The 15,737-nt window shown below is 45.7% G+C and carries 15 protein-coding genes; 12 read left to right on the top strand and 3 right to left on the bottom strand.

From position 1 onward, the window contains the following. Positions 1–107: 107 nt before the first annotated feature. Together DWW23_RS02960 and DWW23_RS02965 are read right to left on the bottom strand one after the other, a co-directional pair. On the bottom strand, positions 108–962 hold the full coding sequence (locus tag DWW23_RS02960) for a DUF1080 domain-containing protein (protein WP_122351794.1): 855 nt from the start codon (positions 960–962) through the stop codon (positions 108–110). A 21-nt stretch (positions 963–983) separates the two neighbouring features. Beyond that, positions 984–2,456: a Gfo/Idh/MocA family protein gene (locus DWW23_RS02965; RefSeq protein WP_122351795.1), complete on the bottom strand. Its 1,473-nt coding sequence runs from the start codon at positions 2,454–2,456 to the stop codon at positions 984–986. 288 nt (positions 2,457–2,744) lie between these two features. Here DWW23_RS02965 and DWW23_RS02970 point away from each other — a divergent pair, with 288 nt between their 5' ends. The 5 genes from DWW23_RS02970 to DWW23_RS02990 all read left to right on the top strand — a co-directional run bounded on the left by DWW23_RS02970 (position 2,745) and on the right by DWW23_RS02990 (position 7,355). After that, on the top strand, positions 2,745–2,972 hold the full coding sequence (locus DWW23_RS02970) for a DUF4492 domain-containing protein (RefSeq protein ID WP_122352010.1): 228 nt from the start codon (positions 2,745–2,747) through the stop codon (positions 2,970–2,972). 11 nt (positions 2,973–2,983) lie between these two features. Continuing rightward, entirely contained in the window at positions 2,984–4,549 is a 1,566-nt protein-coding gene (locus tag DWW23_RS02975; protein WP_122351796.1) for a cytochrome ubiquinol oxidase subunit I, read from the top strand. Between the two features lie 11 nt (positions 4,550–4,560). Continuing rightward, positions 4,561–5,715, top strand: a complete 1,155-nt coding sequence (locus tag DWW23_RS02980; RefSeq protein ID WP_122351797.1) for a cytochrome d ubiquinol oxidase subunit II — start codon at positions 4,561–4,563, stop codon at positions 5,713–5,715. Between the two features lie 309 nt (positions 5,716–6,024). Next, complete coding sequence (locus DWW23_RS02985; protein WP_122351798.1) at positions 6,025–6,939, top strand: ribonuclease Z; 915 nt, start codon at positions 6,025–6,027, stop codon at positions 6,937–6,939. An 86-nt stretch (positions 6,940–7,025) separates the two neighbouring features. Next, on the top strand, positions 7,026–7,355 hold the full coding sequence (locus tag DWW23_RS02990; protein WP_122351799.1) for a hypothetical protein: 330 nt from the start codon (positions 7,026–7,028) through the stop codon (positions 7,353–7,355). Positions 7,356–7,573: 218 nt separating this feature from the next. On the opposite strand, the gene DWW23_RS02995 is transcribed toward DWW23_RS02990, so the two are convergent. Beyond that, a complete protein-coding gene (locus DWW23_RS02995) occupies positions 7,574–9,031 on the bottom strand; it encodes an OmpP1/FadL family transporter (protein WP_122351800.1) in 1,458 nt (485 codons plus the stop codon). 261 nt (positions 9,032–9,292) lie between these two features. Here DWW23_RS02995 and queC point away from each other — a divergent pair, with 261 nt between their 5' ends. The 7 genes from queC (at position 9,293) to DWW23_RS03030 (ending at position 15,653) form a co-directional block, all read left to right on the top strand. Next, entirely contained in the window at positions 9,293–9,955 is a 663-nt protein-coding gene (queC, locus tag DWW23_RS03000; RefSeq protein ID WP_122351801.1) for a 7-cyano-7-deazaguanine synthase QueC, read from the top strand. A gap of 4 nt (positions 9,956–9,959) precedes the next feature. Beyond that, a complete protein-coding gene (gene queF, locus DWW23_RS03005) occupies positions 9,960–10,424 on the top strand; it encodes a preQ(1) synthase (protein WP_122351802.1) in 465 nt (154 codons plus the stop codon). Positions 10,425–10,513: 89 nt separating this feature from the next. Further along, entirely contained in the window at positions 10,514–11,299 is a 786-nt protein-coding gene (locus DWW23_RS03010; protein ID WP_122351803.1) for a DUF1080 domain-containing protein, read from the top strand. Between the two features lie 28 nt (positions 11,300–11,327). Beyond that, entirely contained in the window at positions 11,328–11,951 is a 624-nt protein-coding gene (locus tag DWW23_RS03015; protein WP_122351804.1) for a hypothetical protein, read from the top strand. A gap of 309 nt (positions 11,952–12,260) precedes the next feature. Next, complete coding sequence (locus DWW23_RS03020; RefSeq protein ID WP_122351805.1) at positions 12,261–13,616, top strand: TolC family protein; 1,356 nt, start codon at positions 12,261–12,263, stop codon at positions 13,614–13,616. 26 nt (positions 13,617–13,642) lie between these two features. Further along, the gene (locus tag DWW23_RS03025) at positions 13,643–14,863 is read left to right on the top strand and encodes an efflux RND transporter periplasmic adaptor subunit (protein ID WP_122351806.1); all 1,221 of its coding nucleotides are present in this window, start codon (positions 13,643–13,645) and stop codon (positions 14,861–14,863) included. Positions 14,864–14,912: 49 nt separating this feature from the next. Then, entirely contained in the window at positions 14,913–15,653 is a 741-nt protein-coding gene (locus DWW23_RS03030; RefSeq protein WP_122351807.1) for an ABC transporter ATP-binding protein, read from the top strand. The last annotated feature ends 84 nt before the right edge of the window (positions 15,654–15,737 follow it).

Here is a 15,737-nt window from a genome sequence, read left to right on the forward strand (position 1 = left end):
GGCGGGAAGGTTACAGGAATATGAAACTTTTTTTCAAAAAAATACCCGGAAATCGGACAAACCGCCGATTCCGGGTATTACTATTAATTATGCGCAAATCGATTAAATTAATCCAATACTTTAATCTTGATGTTACGATACCAAACGTCGTCGCCATGATCCTGCAGACCGATGAAACCTTCTTTGTTAGGTCCACCACAGTTCAACAGCAGTTCGTAAGCCAACGGCCATTTATCTTTGCTGAACTTACTTGCATCCAGCATTTCTTTCCACTGCTGAGTCCACAAATGATATTCAACAACCGGTTCGTCGTTCTGATAATGAACAACTGTACCTTTGTAACACATAATCTTTGACTTATTCCATTCGCCGAACGGTTTAGAGTTCTGCGGTTTAGCCGGAATCATGTCATACAGGGAAGCAGACATACGGTTACCATCCTTACCTAATTTAGCATCCGGGTGGTTTGCATTGTCCAATATCTGATATTCAGGAGAAGAGATGTAAGAAGGTTGTCCTTCTACTTCCTGAATCAGGATAAACACACCAGAGTTGGCACCTTTAGCCACTTTCCATTCCCATTCCAATTCGAAGTTTTTGAACTTATGAGCAAAAACCAGGTCACCACCGTCTTTAGCACCAGCTTCACCGGCTCCGGAACCTTTGATATGGATTGCGCCATCATTCACTTCCCATGCATTAGGAACATCTGTACGATCATAACCTCTCCAGCCATTCAGTGTCTTACCGTCAAACATAGTAATCCAACCATCGGCATCTTTCGGGAATGTAGACAGGTCTACTGTCGGTAAATCCAATAATTTGTATTCAGGCACGGCTGCTTCTGTTTTTGTTTCGACTGTTGCATCCGCAGCAGCTTCTTCTGTTTTCTTTCCGCCGCCACAAGAGGTGAAATAACACATCATCAGCGCGGCACTGGCAAATAATACTGACTTCTTCATTTTTTATGTAGTTTAAAACTGTTATCTAGGCATATCAGGCAATTTCCATCCATCGCGATAGTTATGCTTGATCAGTTCTGCTGCAAACTGTTTTGCATTAACAGGATCTGTCCAGTCTTTTGCAAATGAAGGATGACCATCCTTGATAGTGAAACCATCTTTGATACAAGTCTTTATCATCTCATTATCACCAATGTTCGTGAATTGCATATTATTGCCATCCCATTTCAATGTTCTGTTCAGACTCTGTAAACGAACAGCCAATACGCCCATCACGATCATTTCGTTGAACGGACCGGCTTCCGAGAAATTAGACTTTGTTTGTACACGGCTGGATGGATTTTCTTTACAAGCACGTACCCAGTCCATTTCATGTCCGTTTACACGACGACATACTTTAGGAGCATTAGGAACGCGACCTGACAACAAGAACGGCTGCTGTCCGTAGCAACCACAAATCAATGTATCTTTCGTACCGTGGAAAATAGTCAGACCGCCACCAGGACCCATTAATTCTTTTCCTTCCGGGAAACCTTCCGGACGGTTCGGCATCATACCACCGTCATACCAATGAATTTCAACTTCCGGCAGAGCCAATTTCGGCATATTTTCACGAGCAGGGAAAATAAATTTCACATGCTGTGCATTAGGAGCACAATCGCGGAGCAACAGAGTAGAAGATGCTTCAACGCTTGTTGGATATCCTAATTTCAAAGCCTTAAACGGAGTGTGCATAATATGACAAGCCATATCGCCCAAGGCACCTGTACCATAAGCCCACCATCCGCGCCAGTTCCAAGGATGATAAATGTTATTGAAAGGTTTCAATTCTGCAGGACCGGTAAACAGATCCCAGTTCAATGTAGAAGGAATCTTATCTGCTTTATCCGGAGTATTCAAACCTTGCGGCCAGATAGGACGGTCAGTTGCACATTCTACCTTTGTGATATCACCGATTTCGCCATTCCAAATCCATTCGCAAACCAAATCAGTATCTTCAGAAGAAGAACCTTGGTTACCCATCTGAGTTGCCACATTTGTAGAAGCAGCCAGCTTAGTTAACAAACGAGATTCGTACACAGAGTGTGTCAACGGTTTCTGACAATAAACATGCTTGCCCAATGTCATCGCATCTCCTGTAATCATAGCGTGTGTATGGTCGGCTGTAGCAATAATGACGGCATCGATAGATTTACCCATCTCATCGTACATCTTACGATAGTCCCAATATTTTTTTGCATTCGGATGTTCCCCAAATACGCCTTTCGCATATTTCCAATCCACGTCACAAAGCGCAACGATGTTTTCAGTTCCTTTTACATTATTAATATTGGCATGGCCCATACCACCGATACCGACAGCGGCAATATTCAATTTATCTGTAGGAGCCACATATCCATGACTTTTTCCTAAAACAGAACCCGGTACAATGGTCAATGCAGCTGCAGCAGCTGCTCCTCTTTGAAGAAATGATCTTCTAGTGATGTTTGACATAGTAATAACTTTTTATAGATTAGCACTTAATAATAATATTCTAATTCAAAATTCACAGCTTAAAAACACAAACTGACGCAAATATAGCCAATGCGAAAATAACAACAAGCCTGAACCTCCGGCTTTCTTTTTTAAAATAGTTTTTTTTAACAGACCTTATAGACAATGTCTATTTTTTCATAAATATTATCTATGAAACTAGGTGTATGAAAAGTCGTTGTTTCTTTTATATTTGTCTAACACAAAACATATTCACCTGATTTCTGTTATATAAATGAAGAGATGAACATGAAAAAGAAACCAATACTTGTTCGAATATACCAATTTTACCTAGAAGGTTTTCGTGAGATGAAGCTAGGTAAAACCCTATGGCTGATTATATTGGTCAAACTCTTCATTATGTTTTTTATATTAAAACTGTTTTTCTTTCCTAATTACCTGGGACAGTTTGACAGCAATTCCGAGAAAGAAGAACACGTATCGGGTGAATTGATCAATCGAGCAATTACTCCTTAATTAATATAGTTATGATCGAAAGCATTGACACTTCTTTGATTGACTGGTCTAGGGCGCAGTTCGCTCTTACGGCCATGTATCACTGGCTTTTTGTACCCCTGACTTTAGGGCTTGGTGTGATCCAGGCTATCCTGGAAACCATTTATTACAAAACAGGTGACGAATTCTGGAAAAAGACAGCGCAGTTCTGGATGAAGCTGTTTGGTATTAACTTCGCGATCGGTGTTGCCACCGGTCTGATTCTCGAATTTGAATTCGGAACGAACTGGTCGAACTACAGCTGGTTCGTCGGAGATATTTTCGGAGCGCCACTAGCCATCGAAGGTATCCTTGCTTTCTTCATGGAAGCTACATTCATTGCCGTAATGTTCTTTGGCTGGGACAAGGTGAGCAAACGTTTCCACCTGGCTTCCACCTGGCTAACTATTATCGGTGCGACTTTATCAGCCTTATGGATTCTGATCGCCAACGCATGGATGCAGCATCCGGCAGGCATGCATTTCAACCCGGATACGGTCCGCAATGAAATGTTCGACTTCTGGGCGGTAGCTCTGTCGCCGGTTGCCATCAATAAATTCTTCCATACTGTATTATCCGGCTGGATCGTGGGGGCCTTGTTCGTTATCGGCATCAGCAGCTGGTACCTATTGAAGAAACGGAACACACGCTTTGCCCTGGAGAGCATTAAAATCAGCGCCATATTCGGTCTGGTCGCATCTATCCTGATCGTTTGGACGGGTGACGGTTCTGCTTACCAGGTAGCACAGAAACAGCCGATGAAACTGGCGGCTATGGAAGGTCTCTATGAAGGAGGAAACAAAGTCGGACTGGTCGGCATAGGTGTGCTGAATCCGGACAAAACCAGTTATAAAGACAATGCCGATCCTTTTATTTTCGATATAAAAATACCGGGAATGTTATCTTTCCTGGCAGAACGCGACCTGAACGGCTACGTTCCGGGCATCAACAACCTGATCGAAGGAGGTTACACAACGAAAGAAGGCACCCCTGCCCTCTCTGCTGCCGAAAAGATCGAGAAAGGCCAACAGGCTATCCAGGCATTGGCCAATTACCGCCAGGCAAAGAAAGATAAAGACGAAACAGCCGCCAAGCAATACCGGGCTACGCTGGAAGAAAACTTCCCCTATTTCGGTTACGGCTATATCAAAGATCCGGGCGACCTGGTTCCTCATGTCGGCATGACATTCTATTCGTTCCGCATCATGGTTATTCTAGGGGGATATTTCATCCTGCTCTTTATCATTGCCTTGGTATGGAATAAGAAAGATAAATTCCAGGATGCACGCTGGCTACAAAAAGTATGCCTGTGGTCTATCCCGCTGGGATATATCGCCGGACAGGCCGGATGGATTGTAGCCGAGGTGGGACGTCAACCTTGGGCGATACAGGATATCCTTCCGACAAGTGCTTCTATTTCCAAACTCGCCACATCGTCCGTGCAGACCACTTTCTTCCTGTTCCTGATCCTCTTCACGATCCTGTTGATCGCAGAGATAGGTATTATGGTGAAAGCCATCAAGAAAGGTCCCGCCGTATCTACTAACAATGAAAACTAAAAATATACACCATGGATAGTACATATATATTATTACAACATTACTGGTGGTTCCTTGTATCCCTGCTGGGAGCACTGTTAGTATTCCTGCTCTTTGTCCAGGGAGGTCAGTCGTTACTCTTCTCGATCGGAAAGACTGAGTTGGAACAAAAGATGTTAATAAACTCCACCGGGCGTAAATGGGAGTTTACCTTTACGACACTGGTGACTTTCGGTGGTGCGTTCTTTGCATCATTTCCCCTGTTCTATTCGACCAGCTTCGGTGGGGCATACTGGGTATGGATGCTCATCCTGCTTTGCTTCGTTATCCAGGCCGTATCCTACGAATATCAGGCAAAGAAAGGTAATTTGTTAGGCAAAAAGACATATCAGGTATTCCTGATCATAAACGGCGTACTCGGCCCGATCTTACTGGGTACGGCAGTTGCCACCTTCTTCAATGGAGCCGAATTTTCGGTGAACAAAGGACAGATGACGGATATAGCCATGCCGGTTATTTCAACCTGGAACAATTCATTGCATGGGCTGGAAGCTGCCTTTGTATTCTGGAACGTATGTCTCGGACTGGCGGTATTCTTCCTGGCACGTGTACAGGCACTCCTCTATTTTATCAACAACATCGACAATAAGGATATAGTCAGTCGCTGCCGGAAACGGTTGATCCCGGAAACAGCTTTATTCCTGGTGTTCTTCCTGGTATTCCTCATACGTTTAATGCTGGTAAGCGGATTTGCCGTAAATCCGGAAACACAGGAAGTATTCATGCAGCCTTATAAATATTTCATCAATCTGATAGAAATGCCTGCCGTGCTGGCTGTACTGCTTGCCGGTGTGGTACTCGTTCTGTATGGAATCATCAAAACGATCGTGTCGCAAACATGGCGAAAAGGGATTTGGTTTGCCGGAACAGGAACTGTTCTCACCGTATTGGCATTATTGCTCTGTGCCGGATGGAACAACACGGCTTACTATCCGTCACTGACCGACCTGCAAAGTTCATTGACCATACAGAACAGTTGTTCCAGTCCATTTACTTTGAAAGTGATGAGTTACGTATCCATCCTGGTACCTTTCGTCCTTGCCTACATATTCTATGCATGGCGGGCACTTGATCTTCATAAGATCGATGCGGAAGAAATGGAAGAGAAAGACAGTCACACTTATTAATGTACGGGGCGGTCAAAAAAAACCGCCCTTGCGAGATACATACCCTATAAAACAAAGGAAACGGCGAAGCTCACGCTTGGCCGTTTCTACATTTAACCGTTTTAAACAAAAAGAAAAAGTTAGTTAAGGCTTAGAATAAAATATCTTAAGTCTTTTTTACTTACTAAACATTGCTTCCCGAAGGACAGCAAACAAATATATGTAATCCGGGCCATCTTCGGAACAATCGGACCGCTTTTTTTGTTATTTTTCACAGAACGCAGATGCTTTTGTATTATCTTTGCAAACAATTATCCAAGGGATTCCTTTATGGCAGATTTCAATTTAAATATTTTAGGATGCGGTTCAGCCTTACCCACAACACGGCATCTGGCAACTTCTCAGGTAGTAGATTTACGTGATAAATTATATATGATAGACTGTGGTGAAGGCACGCAGGTACAGATGCGTCATATGCGTATCAAATTCAGCCGCTTAAACCATATTTTCATTTCCCATCTACATGGAGACCATTGCTTCGGACTGCCGGGTCTTATTTCCACACTGGGTATGCTGGGACGTACCGGCGAACTGGTGATACATGCCCCCAAAGAGATCGAAAACTACATGCGTCCTGTATTGGATACATTCTGCAAAGGAATGCCTTACAAAGTCCGTTTCAACCATATAGATACTTACAGTCATTCGCTGATCATGGAAGACCGTTCTCTGTCTGTTTATTCCATTCCCCTGAAGCACCGGATTCCGACTTGTGGTTTCTTGTTTGCCGAAAAGCCCAAAGAAGCGCATATCATCCGCGAAATGACTGATTTCTATCAGGTACCCATACGCTGCATGAAAGATATCAAACAGGGAAAAGATTATATCACCCCGGAAGGAGAAGTGATCCCCTGTTCCCGGCTGACGCGCCCGGCAGCACCGCCCAAACGCTATGCCTATTGCTCGGACACCGCCTACAATCCGTCTGTCATTCCGATTATTGAAGGCGTAGACCTCCTTTACCATGAAGCTACTTTTGCCGAATGTGACAAAGCACGTGCCAAAGAGACGTTTCATTCAACTGCCCGCCAAGCAGCAGATATTGCATTAAAGGCAGGAGTAAAACAGCTTGTCATCGGTCATTATTCTGCCCGTTACGAAGAACTCACAGAATTACATAAAGAAGCAAAGGAGATATTTCCCGGAACAATTTTAGGAAGCGAAGGCATGGTCTTACCCATATAATAAGGTCCTTTTCTTAAATAATAACTGCCAAATATCCACCATATTCAAAATTATTCATACATTTGTACGAATTTAGGGTTTTGAATATGAGATCATTATTTGCCATAATCCTGTTGATCAGCGCTTACGTTGGTAATCCACTCACTGTCAATGCACAGCAGGTGGCAACAACTACGCATGCCGTAAAACAGGCTGAGATAGCAGAACCCGACTCTATTGAAATCAGTGCCTACGACAACAAGATAGTTGTAAAGAATGCTCCTATCGGTAGCAAACTGGAAATATACAGCGTGGTAGGCATCCGTGTCAAAGAAATCAAAATGAAGCAACCGGATGGTGAATACACTGTCGATATCGCCAAGGGGTATTACATCGTCCGCATCGGCGAAACTGTCCGCAAAGTAGCGATCCGCTAAGGGAAGCATCGTTTCCATTTCCCCACAATTTTCATAACTATGGGGAAAAATCCCCACACAAGTGGGGGAAAAGCCCCGGTATAATGGGAAACTTTCCCCACTAGGATGAAACTTTTTTCACCCGCAAATAAAAACCTTGTTCATTCATTGATAAAGAAAAAAGGACTTGCCACCCCGGACAAGCCCTTTTCTTCTGATTTATTATATATATGTATAGGTTAAAAAGCGTAAGAAAGACCGATTGACGGCATCAAAGCATATACATTGTAATGTCCACCGAATGTACGAGGTTTTCCTAACAAATCGAGATCCGTATAAGAACCGTCGCGTCCGAATCCGGTCACATAAGAAAATGCAAAATCAACAGACAAAGATTCCAGCGGACGGAAGCTCAGACCGGCGGTGATACCCAACTTATTCATACTCGGAGTTTCCGGATTCAAGTAATTATCTTCTACCGGAGTTTCGTCAAAGTAAGCACCTAAACGAAGATCGAGACGATTGGTTGCCGCAAACTGAGTTCCTAGACGATAAATACGTGAGTTTTTGTATTTCTTCGGAGCATCGATATCATATTGGCTCAATTCCGAAGCCGGATAGAAATTCACAACCAACGAGTTGTAAGCACCCCAACCGACGAACTGAACTTCTCCCGATACGACCCAACGGTCTGTAGGCTTGTAAGTCAAACCGACATTCCAGTTATCCGGCAGAGGCAATTCCGCAGAAAAAGTAGCCTGATCCAACGGGGGAATCTGAATACCGTCTTTGGGAATACCCGGGATAGCAATCCCCATTCCTTCCAGTTGATTAACCAAACCATTCACTTGTCCCAGCAATCCTTTGAAACCTAATTCATTGGCATAACTCAAACGAACATCACCTTCTTTCACACGGGCTTTTACTTTTGAACGATAAGATACACCGACCGTAAATTTATCGTTAATATCGTACATCGCACCGACATTGAATCCCAGACGAATACCGGCATCCCCTTTCAAAGAAGCAGAAACAGCAGACGTTTCATCATATTTGGACATTTCCGATACGAGTTGATCGACGATCGGCTTATATTGTGGCATGGCTTCCAATATCGGACCGAGTTGTCCCATCATACTTTCAGCCAACCCTGTCATTGCACGCGGCGCGATCAGGGCACGGTTCAGTTCGATATTACCGAATTCCATCATCAGACCGGCACCGATACTCAGGTTATCCATAATCTTCCAGGAAACGGTTGGTTGAATATTGAAAGCTTTTAAAGAAATATCCTGTACCAGGTGAGCACCCTTCCAGTCGCGTCCCCAGTTGATGGCACTCCCATAAGGGGTATTTACACTGATACCGGCAGCTAGGAAATCATAAATCTTGAAACCGGCATATACATACAAAGGCGTACTTGCCTTATTATCCGTTTTTTGAACGTATCCATTATCTCCTGTAAACTTACCGTTGGCAAACACACCGGTTATACCTGCCGACAAGTCCACACTCTTATCCATAAACACCAGACCTGCCGGGTTAAAATGCATGCTTTCTGCACCCAACTTCATGGCAGCACCAACGTGTCCCATACCTGCCTGCTTGGTACTCTGGGCGTTCACCTGATAACCTTCTGCCGCAGCGTACGACAACGGAAGCATGGAAAGACATGCTAAAGCGATAATTTTCTTCATAAAATATTCATTAATTAATACCTCTTTTATAACATCCTCTCAGATGCAAACGGCGGCAAAGATAAAGACTTTTCTTTAATATTGCACACTTTTAACAGAAATGTGCGGCACAATTACATCATTTTTGTGCAATAGCTCCAGCTGTGTCCCTCTATTTTCAATTTTCAATTCTCAATTTTCAATTAAAAAAGTATCTTTGCAGCGAAAAGGAACGTCTCCTTTTCCGTGTGCTTGCTGAACCACGTATAAAACAAGAAAAATATGAAACATCAAGAAGCCGCTTTGGTATGCTTCTCCGGTGGACAAGATTCCACGACCTGCCTTTTCTGGGCTAAGAAGCACTTTAAACGCGTAGAAGCCGTATGTTTTACCTACGGCCAAAAACATTCCCAGGAGATTGAAATTGCAAGAAAGATTGCAGCCGATGCGCATGTTCCGTTCCAATTGCTAGACGTATCGTTGATCAGTCAGTTGGCTCCAAATTCGCTGACGGATACCTCGATCGTCATGGACGAGGACAAACCGGCAGACAGCTATCCCAACACATTCGTTCCCGGAAGAAACATGGTTTTCCTGACTTTCGCCGCTATCATGGCACGAAGCAAAGGGATTTTTCACCTAGTAACCGGCGTATCGGAAGCTGATTTCAGCGGATATCCCGACTGTCGCGACACCTTTGTCCGCTCACTGAACGTCACGCTGAATCTAGCTATGGACGAACAGTTCGTCATCCACACCCCGCTGATGGACCGTGACAAGAGTGAAGTATGGGAGTTGTCCGACGAACTGGGCGTATTCGACCTGATTCGTACACAGACACTGACCTGCTACAACGGCGTTCCTGCCGACGGTTGCGGTCATTGCCCCGCCTGCAAATTGCGCAGAGAAGGATTGGAGAAATACCTAAACAGGAAGAAGAAATAAGATTATGGATACAAGAAAAGAAGAAAACGAACTGCACCTTTTAGGCAGCTCTACCGAATATAAACAGGATTATGCCCCGGAAGTGCTGGAAGCATTCACCAACAAACACCAGGGCAACGATTACTGGGTACGTTTCAACTGCCCGGAATTTACCAGCCTCTGCCCGATCACCGGACAACCGGATTTTGCGACCATCCATATCGACTATATCCCCGATGTGAAGATGGTGGAAAGCAAGAGCCTGAAACTATACCTCTTCAGTTTCCGCAGCCACGGCGCCTTTCATGAAGACTGTGTCAACATCATCATGAAAGACCTTGTCAAGCTGATGGACCCGAAATATATTGAAGTGACAGGAATCTTCACCCCACGCGGCGGAATCAGCATTTATCCCTATTGCAACTACGGCCGTCCGGGGACCAAATATGAGAAACTGGCGAAACAACGTCTTTTCAATCATAACGCTTAAACGCATTTTCCTGTAAAAGCTGTTACAACATGGCAAATTATTATGTAGATTTGCAACATTTAATATGTAAATATAAAATAATTTAGACCATGAAGAAAAGAGACTTCACCAACAAAGCCGTGCTGGCAGCCATTGCCTGTACGGCTTGTGTAAGCATCAGCGCACAGCAGAAGGAGTATCCGAAACAGGAGCCAATGACTCCGGGCATGTCGGAATACTGGACTCCTCAACCCAAAATCGTTACTCCGGGAGATATTAAAACAAACTCGGCTCCGTCTGACGCCATCGTCCTGTTCGACGGCAAAGACCTTTCCGCTTGGGAAAACACCAAAGGCGAACCGGCTCAATGGATTGTACACGATGGCGTTTTCACCGTGAATAAGAAAGCCGGAGATATCCAGACCAAACAGAAATTCGACAGCTACCAGCTGCATATCGAATGGTGCGTTCCTGAAAACATCACGGGAACAAGCCAGGGACGTGGCAATAGCGGCATCTTCATGCAAGGAATGTATGAAGTTCAGGTGCTCGATTGCTACAACAACGAAACATACGTGAACGGACAGACCGGAAGTATCTACAAACAGACACCGCCGTTGGCAAACGCCATGCGTAAACCGGGTGAATGGAATGTATACGATATCATTTACTCCGCTCCTGTTTTCAAAGAAGACGGAACCTATCGCGTGCCGCCCCGTATCACCGTTATTCAGAATGGCATCGTTTTGCAGAACAACACGACGATCCTCGGAACAACCGAATACATCGGCTTCCCGAAAGTGATCCCTCACGGAGCCGGCCCGATCATCCTGCAGAGCCACGGTGATCCCAGCGAACCGATCAGCTTCCGTAATATCTGGTTAAGAGAATTATAAGAGACAACAGGTAAAGTGTTTATACATCATGAAAACAAATCATTTATTCGGTATCTTGTTACTTTTATTGTGTACGGTCGGTCTTACCAACTGTAACGATCATCTCCTGAATCCCAATGCCGAGGACCCGGAAGAAGAAGGGGAAGAATGGATGAACAGCATACCGGACGGTAATTTTTTCGGAAGGGCGAACACTTTACGTCTTTACTATATCGACGAGAAAGGGAACAGCTTGATCCATCCGAATGACCCGAACACGTATCCCGTATCATGGAGCGAGAAACTGGAGAATCCGATCGAACGTACCAAGGACCGGCAGACAGACGTCGACGACACTATCATACGTTACAATGGCAACCATAACTGGATTTATTTCGACAAAGAGGAAAATCTGTATTACTGCACATTGAGCGCATACGGAGATTCAAGATACAGTACCTATACGTTTCCTATCTATGTAAACGGTGATACCGACCAACTGGAAATCACCTATAAATACACAGACAAAAACGTTATCGGCGGTAAATATTACGCCAAGATATCATCCTGGAAATATAACGGCACACATATCTATTCGGATGACGATGAACACGACAAAAAAGTATTCATCCAAAAAACCGGAGGAAAAACAACCGTTTCTTTCAAACGATAAATGATCCGGAATTTTTAAGTTCCGCTCACATAGCTCGTAATCATAGAAAGGGGACGCAGAAGACGCAGATTTCGCAGACTTATTTATAATATCTGCGTTACTCTGCGTCTTCTGCGTCCCCTTTCTAATTACAAATCTAATTACCAAACCTTTTCATTCCCCTCTATTCCGTTTATCGGCAAAATCCCCGTTTTCGTCTATGAACCAACCTCCTATTTCTATTCTAATTGTAGAGGAATTTAATACAAAGTAGTTTTGCTTCAGAAAATAAAGGTAAAAAGATTGTTTAGGTCGCAAAACGAAAGCATTATGAAACAGATCTCTCTAATAATCCTATCCTGCCTGCTTCTTCTGCCTGCCGGAATGAAAGCAGAGGACGACATGCCGAAGCAGTGGACGCTTCGTGATTGCATTGATTATGCCCTGGAGCATAACATCACCATCCGCCGTAACCGCATCAGCGTCGAGAGTACGCAAGAAGATGTAAAGTTGGCAAAGGCGGATTTCCTTCCTTCCCTGAGTGGAAATATCAGCCAGCGCATCGTGAACCGCCCGAACAGTGCCAGCGGTACGATCATCAGTGGCGACAACATCACCACCAGCGAAAGTAAAACCTCTTATAACGGTAGCTACGGCATCGATGCCAACTGGACGGTTTACAACGGCAGCAAACGGGTAAACACTGTCAAACAGCAACAACTGAACAGCCGCATCGCCGAACTCTCCGTCGATGAAAGCGAAAACACCATCGAGGAAAACATCACCCAGCTGTACGTACAGATACTCTATTCCGCCGAAGCAGTTAAAGTGAACGAATCGACCCTGGAAGTCAGTCAGAAAGAATACGAACGTGCACAGGAACTGTTCAACGCCGGCAGCATCGCCTCCAGCGACCTCGCCCAACTCGAAGCACAGGTAAGCAGCAATAACTACCAACTGGTCACCTCGCAAACAACTTTGCAGGATTACAAGCTGCAACTGAAACAGCTGCTCGAACTGGACGGCGATTTCGAAATGGATCTTTACATGCCGCAACTCGACGACAGCAGCGTATTGATACCGCTGCCCGGCAAAGACGATGTCTACCAGACCGCCCTCAACCTGCGCCCTGAAATAGAATCCGGGAAACTGAATATCCAGTCTTCCGACCTGAGTATCAAGATGGCACGTGCCGGATATATCCCGACACTGAGCCTCAGCGCCGGGATCGGAACGACCAATGCCAACGGCAACGATTTCAGCTTCAGCGAACAGGTCAAACAGAACTGGAACAACTCCCTGGGCCTGACCCTGAGTATCCCCATCTTCGACAAACGACAGGCAAAGACAGCTGTCAACAAAGCGAAGCTGCAAAAGCAAACCAGCGAGCTCGACCTGATGGACAACCAGAAGACACTCTACAAAACGATTGAAAGCCTCTGGCTGACAGCCAACAGCGCCCAACAGCAATATGTAGCCGCAGCACAGAAGCTGAAAAGCACAGAAGCCAGCTACGCCCTTGTCAGCGAACAGTTCAACGTCGGCATGAAAAATACGGTAGAACTGCTCACCGAGAAAAACAATCTCCTGAGTGCCCAGCAGGAAACGCTACAGGCCAAATATACGGCCATCCTCAACGCTGGTTTGCTGCGCTTCTACCAAGGTGAAGAAATCGTGATGTTCTAAGTAAAAAAATAAAAACAGAAAAAGATATGAACAAGAAACTTATTATCGGTATAGCAGGCGTGCTGGTCGTAGCCGGAGGAATCTGGTTCTTTACAGGTAAATCGTCGAAAGGCGGCATCAGCCTCGAAACCGCCAAAGTGAACCGCAGCTCCATCTCAAACACAGTGACAGCTACCGGAACAGTAGAACCGGTGACGGAAGTGGAAGTCGGTACGCAGGTATCCGGCATCATCGATAAATTGTACGCAGACTACAACGACGTAGTGAAAGCCGGACAATTGATCGCAGAAATGGATAAAGTAAACCTGAAGGCCGAACTGGCATCCGCCCAGGCCCAGCTGGCAAGCAGCAAGAGCGAATACGAATACCAGCAGAAGAATTACGCACGTAACAAGGTGCTTTACGAAAAGAAACTGATCAGCGACTCCGATTATGAGACAGCGACTTACAATTATGAAAAGTCGAAAGCCTCCTACGAACAGAATCAGGCAGCGATGGTCAAAGTGAACCGTAACCTCGAATACGCCACGATCACCAGCCCGATCGACGGTGTCGTTATCAACCGTGCCGTCGAAGAAGGGCAGACCGTTGCCGCCGGATTCGAAACGCCGACCCTGTTCACCATCGCCGCCGACCTGACCAAGATGCAGGTGATCGCCGATGTCGATGAAGCCGATATAGGCAACGTACACGACGGACAGCGTGTCAGCTTTACCGTCGATGCCTATCCGAACGATGTATTCGAAGGAACCGTCTGGCAGATCCGCCTGGGCGACAGCAGTAGCAGCAGTTCAAGCAGTTCTACCAGCTCATCCTCTACGGTCGTAACCTATGAAGTAGTGATTACCGCCGACAATCCGGACCTGAAACTGAAACCCCGTCTGACAGCCAACGTGACGATCTACACGCTCGAACGCGATAACGTCCTGACCATTCCGACCAAATCGTTACGTTTCGTTCCGGAAGAAGAACTACTCGTCGGCACCGGCCTGATCGCCGAGAACAGTGCCCAGGAAGCACCTGCCGGCAAACGTCTGGTTTGGGTTAAAGAAGGACAGCAGTTGCACCCGAAAGCCGTTACTGTCGGATCGACAAGCGGCAATATGATCGAAGTGATCGACGGACTGAACGAAGGCGAAGAAATCGCTGTCGACCTTACTTCGGACGCACCGGCACAGGCCGCTGCCCCAACGGAAAAGAGTCCGTTCATGCCTGGCCCTCCGGGAAGCGATAAGAAGAAGAAATAAAAATAGTTGACAGTTGACAAGTGATAGTTGACAGTTAAAAACAACAGCAATGAAAGAGATAATCAAATTAGATAACATCAGGCGTGACTTCAAAGTCGGAGACGAGATCGTCCATGCCCTGCGTGGCGTCTCCTTCACGATACACGAAGGAGAGTTCGTCACCATCATGGGAACCTCCGGCTCGGGAAAAAGTACGCTGCTGAACACGTTGGGATGTCTCGACACACCGACCAAGGGCGAATATTATCTCGACGGCGTCTCCGTCCGCACGATGGGAAAGAATGCCCGTGCGACCCTGCGCAACCGAAAGATCGGATTTGTCTTTCAGAGTTACAACCTGTTGCCCAAAACGACAGCCGTAGAAAATGTAGAACTACCTCTGATGTACAACCCCAACTTCAGTGCCTCCGCCCGCCATGAGAAAGCCGTGCAGGCATTGGTCGCCGTCGGCCTGGGCGACCGCCTGATGCACAAGAGCAACCAGATGTCCGGCGGACAGATGCAGCGTGTAGCCATCGCCCGCGCCCTGGTGAACGACCCGGCAGTGATCCTTGCCGACGAAGCAACGGGAAACCTGGATACACGTACGTCATTCGAGATCCTGGTACTCTTCCAGAAGCTGCATGCCGAAGGACGTACCATCATCTTCGTAACGCACAACCCGGAAATTGCCCAGTACAGCAGCCGTAACATCACCCTGCGTGACGGACATGTAACGGCCGACACGGTCAATACAAACATCCTGGATGCAGCAGAGGCTTTATCCAAATTACCAAAGAATGAAGACTGAGACAAATAAACTATTAGGGGACGCAGATGACGCAGAGAACACAGATGAACGCAGATTTGTGTTAAATAAGAAAATAAAAAGTCT

This window comes from Parabacteroides sp. AF14-59, from assembly GCF_003479515.1.
Classification (GTDB): Bacteria; Bacteroidota; Bacteroidia; order Bacteroidales; family Tannerellaceae; genus Parabacteroides; species Parabacteroides faecis.

What these genes read in the sequence shown, in the direction of transcription:
- DWW23_RS02970 (WP_122352010.1), top strand. Translation starts at nt 2,745, where the DNA reads ATGAAAAAGAAACCAATACTTGTTCGAATATACCAATTTTACCTAGAA.
- DWW23_RS03025 (WP_122351806.1), top strand. Translation starts at nt 13,643, where the DNA reads ATGAACAAGAAACTTATTATCGGTATAGCAGGCGTGCTGGTCGTAGCC.
- DWW23_RS02995 (WP_122351800.1), bottom strand. Translation starts at nt 9,031, where the DNA reads ATGAAGAAAATTATCGCTTTAGCATGTCTTTCCATGCTTCCGTTGTCG.
- queF (WP_122351802.1), top strand. Translation starts at nt 9,960, where the DNA reads ATGGATACAAGAAAAGAAGAAAACGAACTGCACCTTTTAGGCAGCTCT.
- DWW23_RS02965 (WP_122351795.1), bottom strand. Translation starts at nt 2,456, where the DNA reads ATGTCAAACATCACTAGAAGATCATTTCTTCAAAGAGGAGCAGCTGCT.
- DWW23_RS02960 (WP_122351794.1), bottom strand. Translation starts at nt 962, where the DNA reads ATGAAGAAGTCAGTATTATTTGCCAGTGCCGCGCTGATGATGTGTTAT.
- DWW23_RS03015 (WP_122351804.1), top strand. Translation starts at nt 11,328, where the DNA reads ATGAAAACAAATCATTTATTCGGTATCTTGTTACTTTTATTGTGTACG.
- DWW23_RS03030 (WP_122351807.1), top strand. Translation starts at nt 14,913, where the DNA reads ATGAAAGAGATAATCAAATTAGATAACATCAGGCGTGACTTCAAAGTC.
- DWW23_RS03020 (WP_122351805.1), top strand. Translation starts at nt 12,261, where the DNA reads ATGAAACAGATCTCTCTAATAATCCTATCCTGCCTGCTTCTTCTGCCT.
- DWW23_RS02980 (WP_122351797.1), top strand. Translation starts at nt 4,561, where the DNA reads ATGGATAGTACATATATATTATTACAACATTACTGGTGGTTCCTTGTA.
- DWW23_RS02975 (WP_122351796.1), top strand. Translation starts at nt 2,984, where the DNA reads ATGATCGAAAGCATTGACACTTCTTTGATTGACTGGTCTAGGGCGCAG.
- DWW23_RS02985 (WP_122351798.1), top strand. Translation starts at nt 6,025, where the DNA reads ATGGCAGATTTCAATTTAAATATTTTAGGATGCGGTTCAGCCTTACCC.
- queC (WP_122351801.1), top strand. Translation starts at nt 9,293, where the DNA reads ATGAAACATCAAGAAGCCGCTTTGGTATGCTTCTCCGGTGGACAAGAT.
- DWW23_RS03010 (WP_122351803.1), top strand. Translation starts at nt 10,514, where the DNA reads ATGAAGAAAAGAGACTTCACCAACAAAGCCGTGCTGGCAGCCATTGCC.
- DWW23_RS02990 (WP_122351799.1), top strand. Translation starts at nt 7,026, where the DNA reads ATGAGATCATTATTTGCCATAATCCTGTTGATCAGCGCTTACGTTGGT.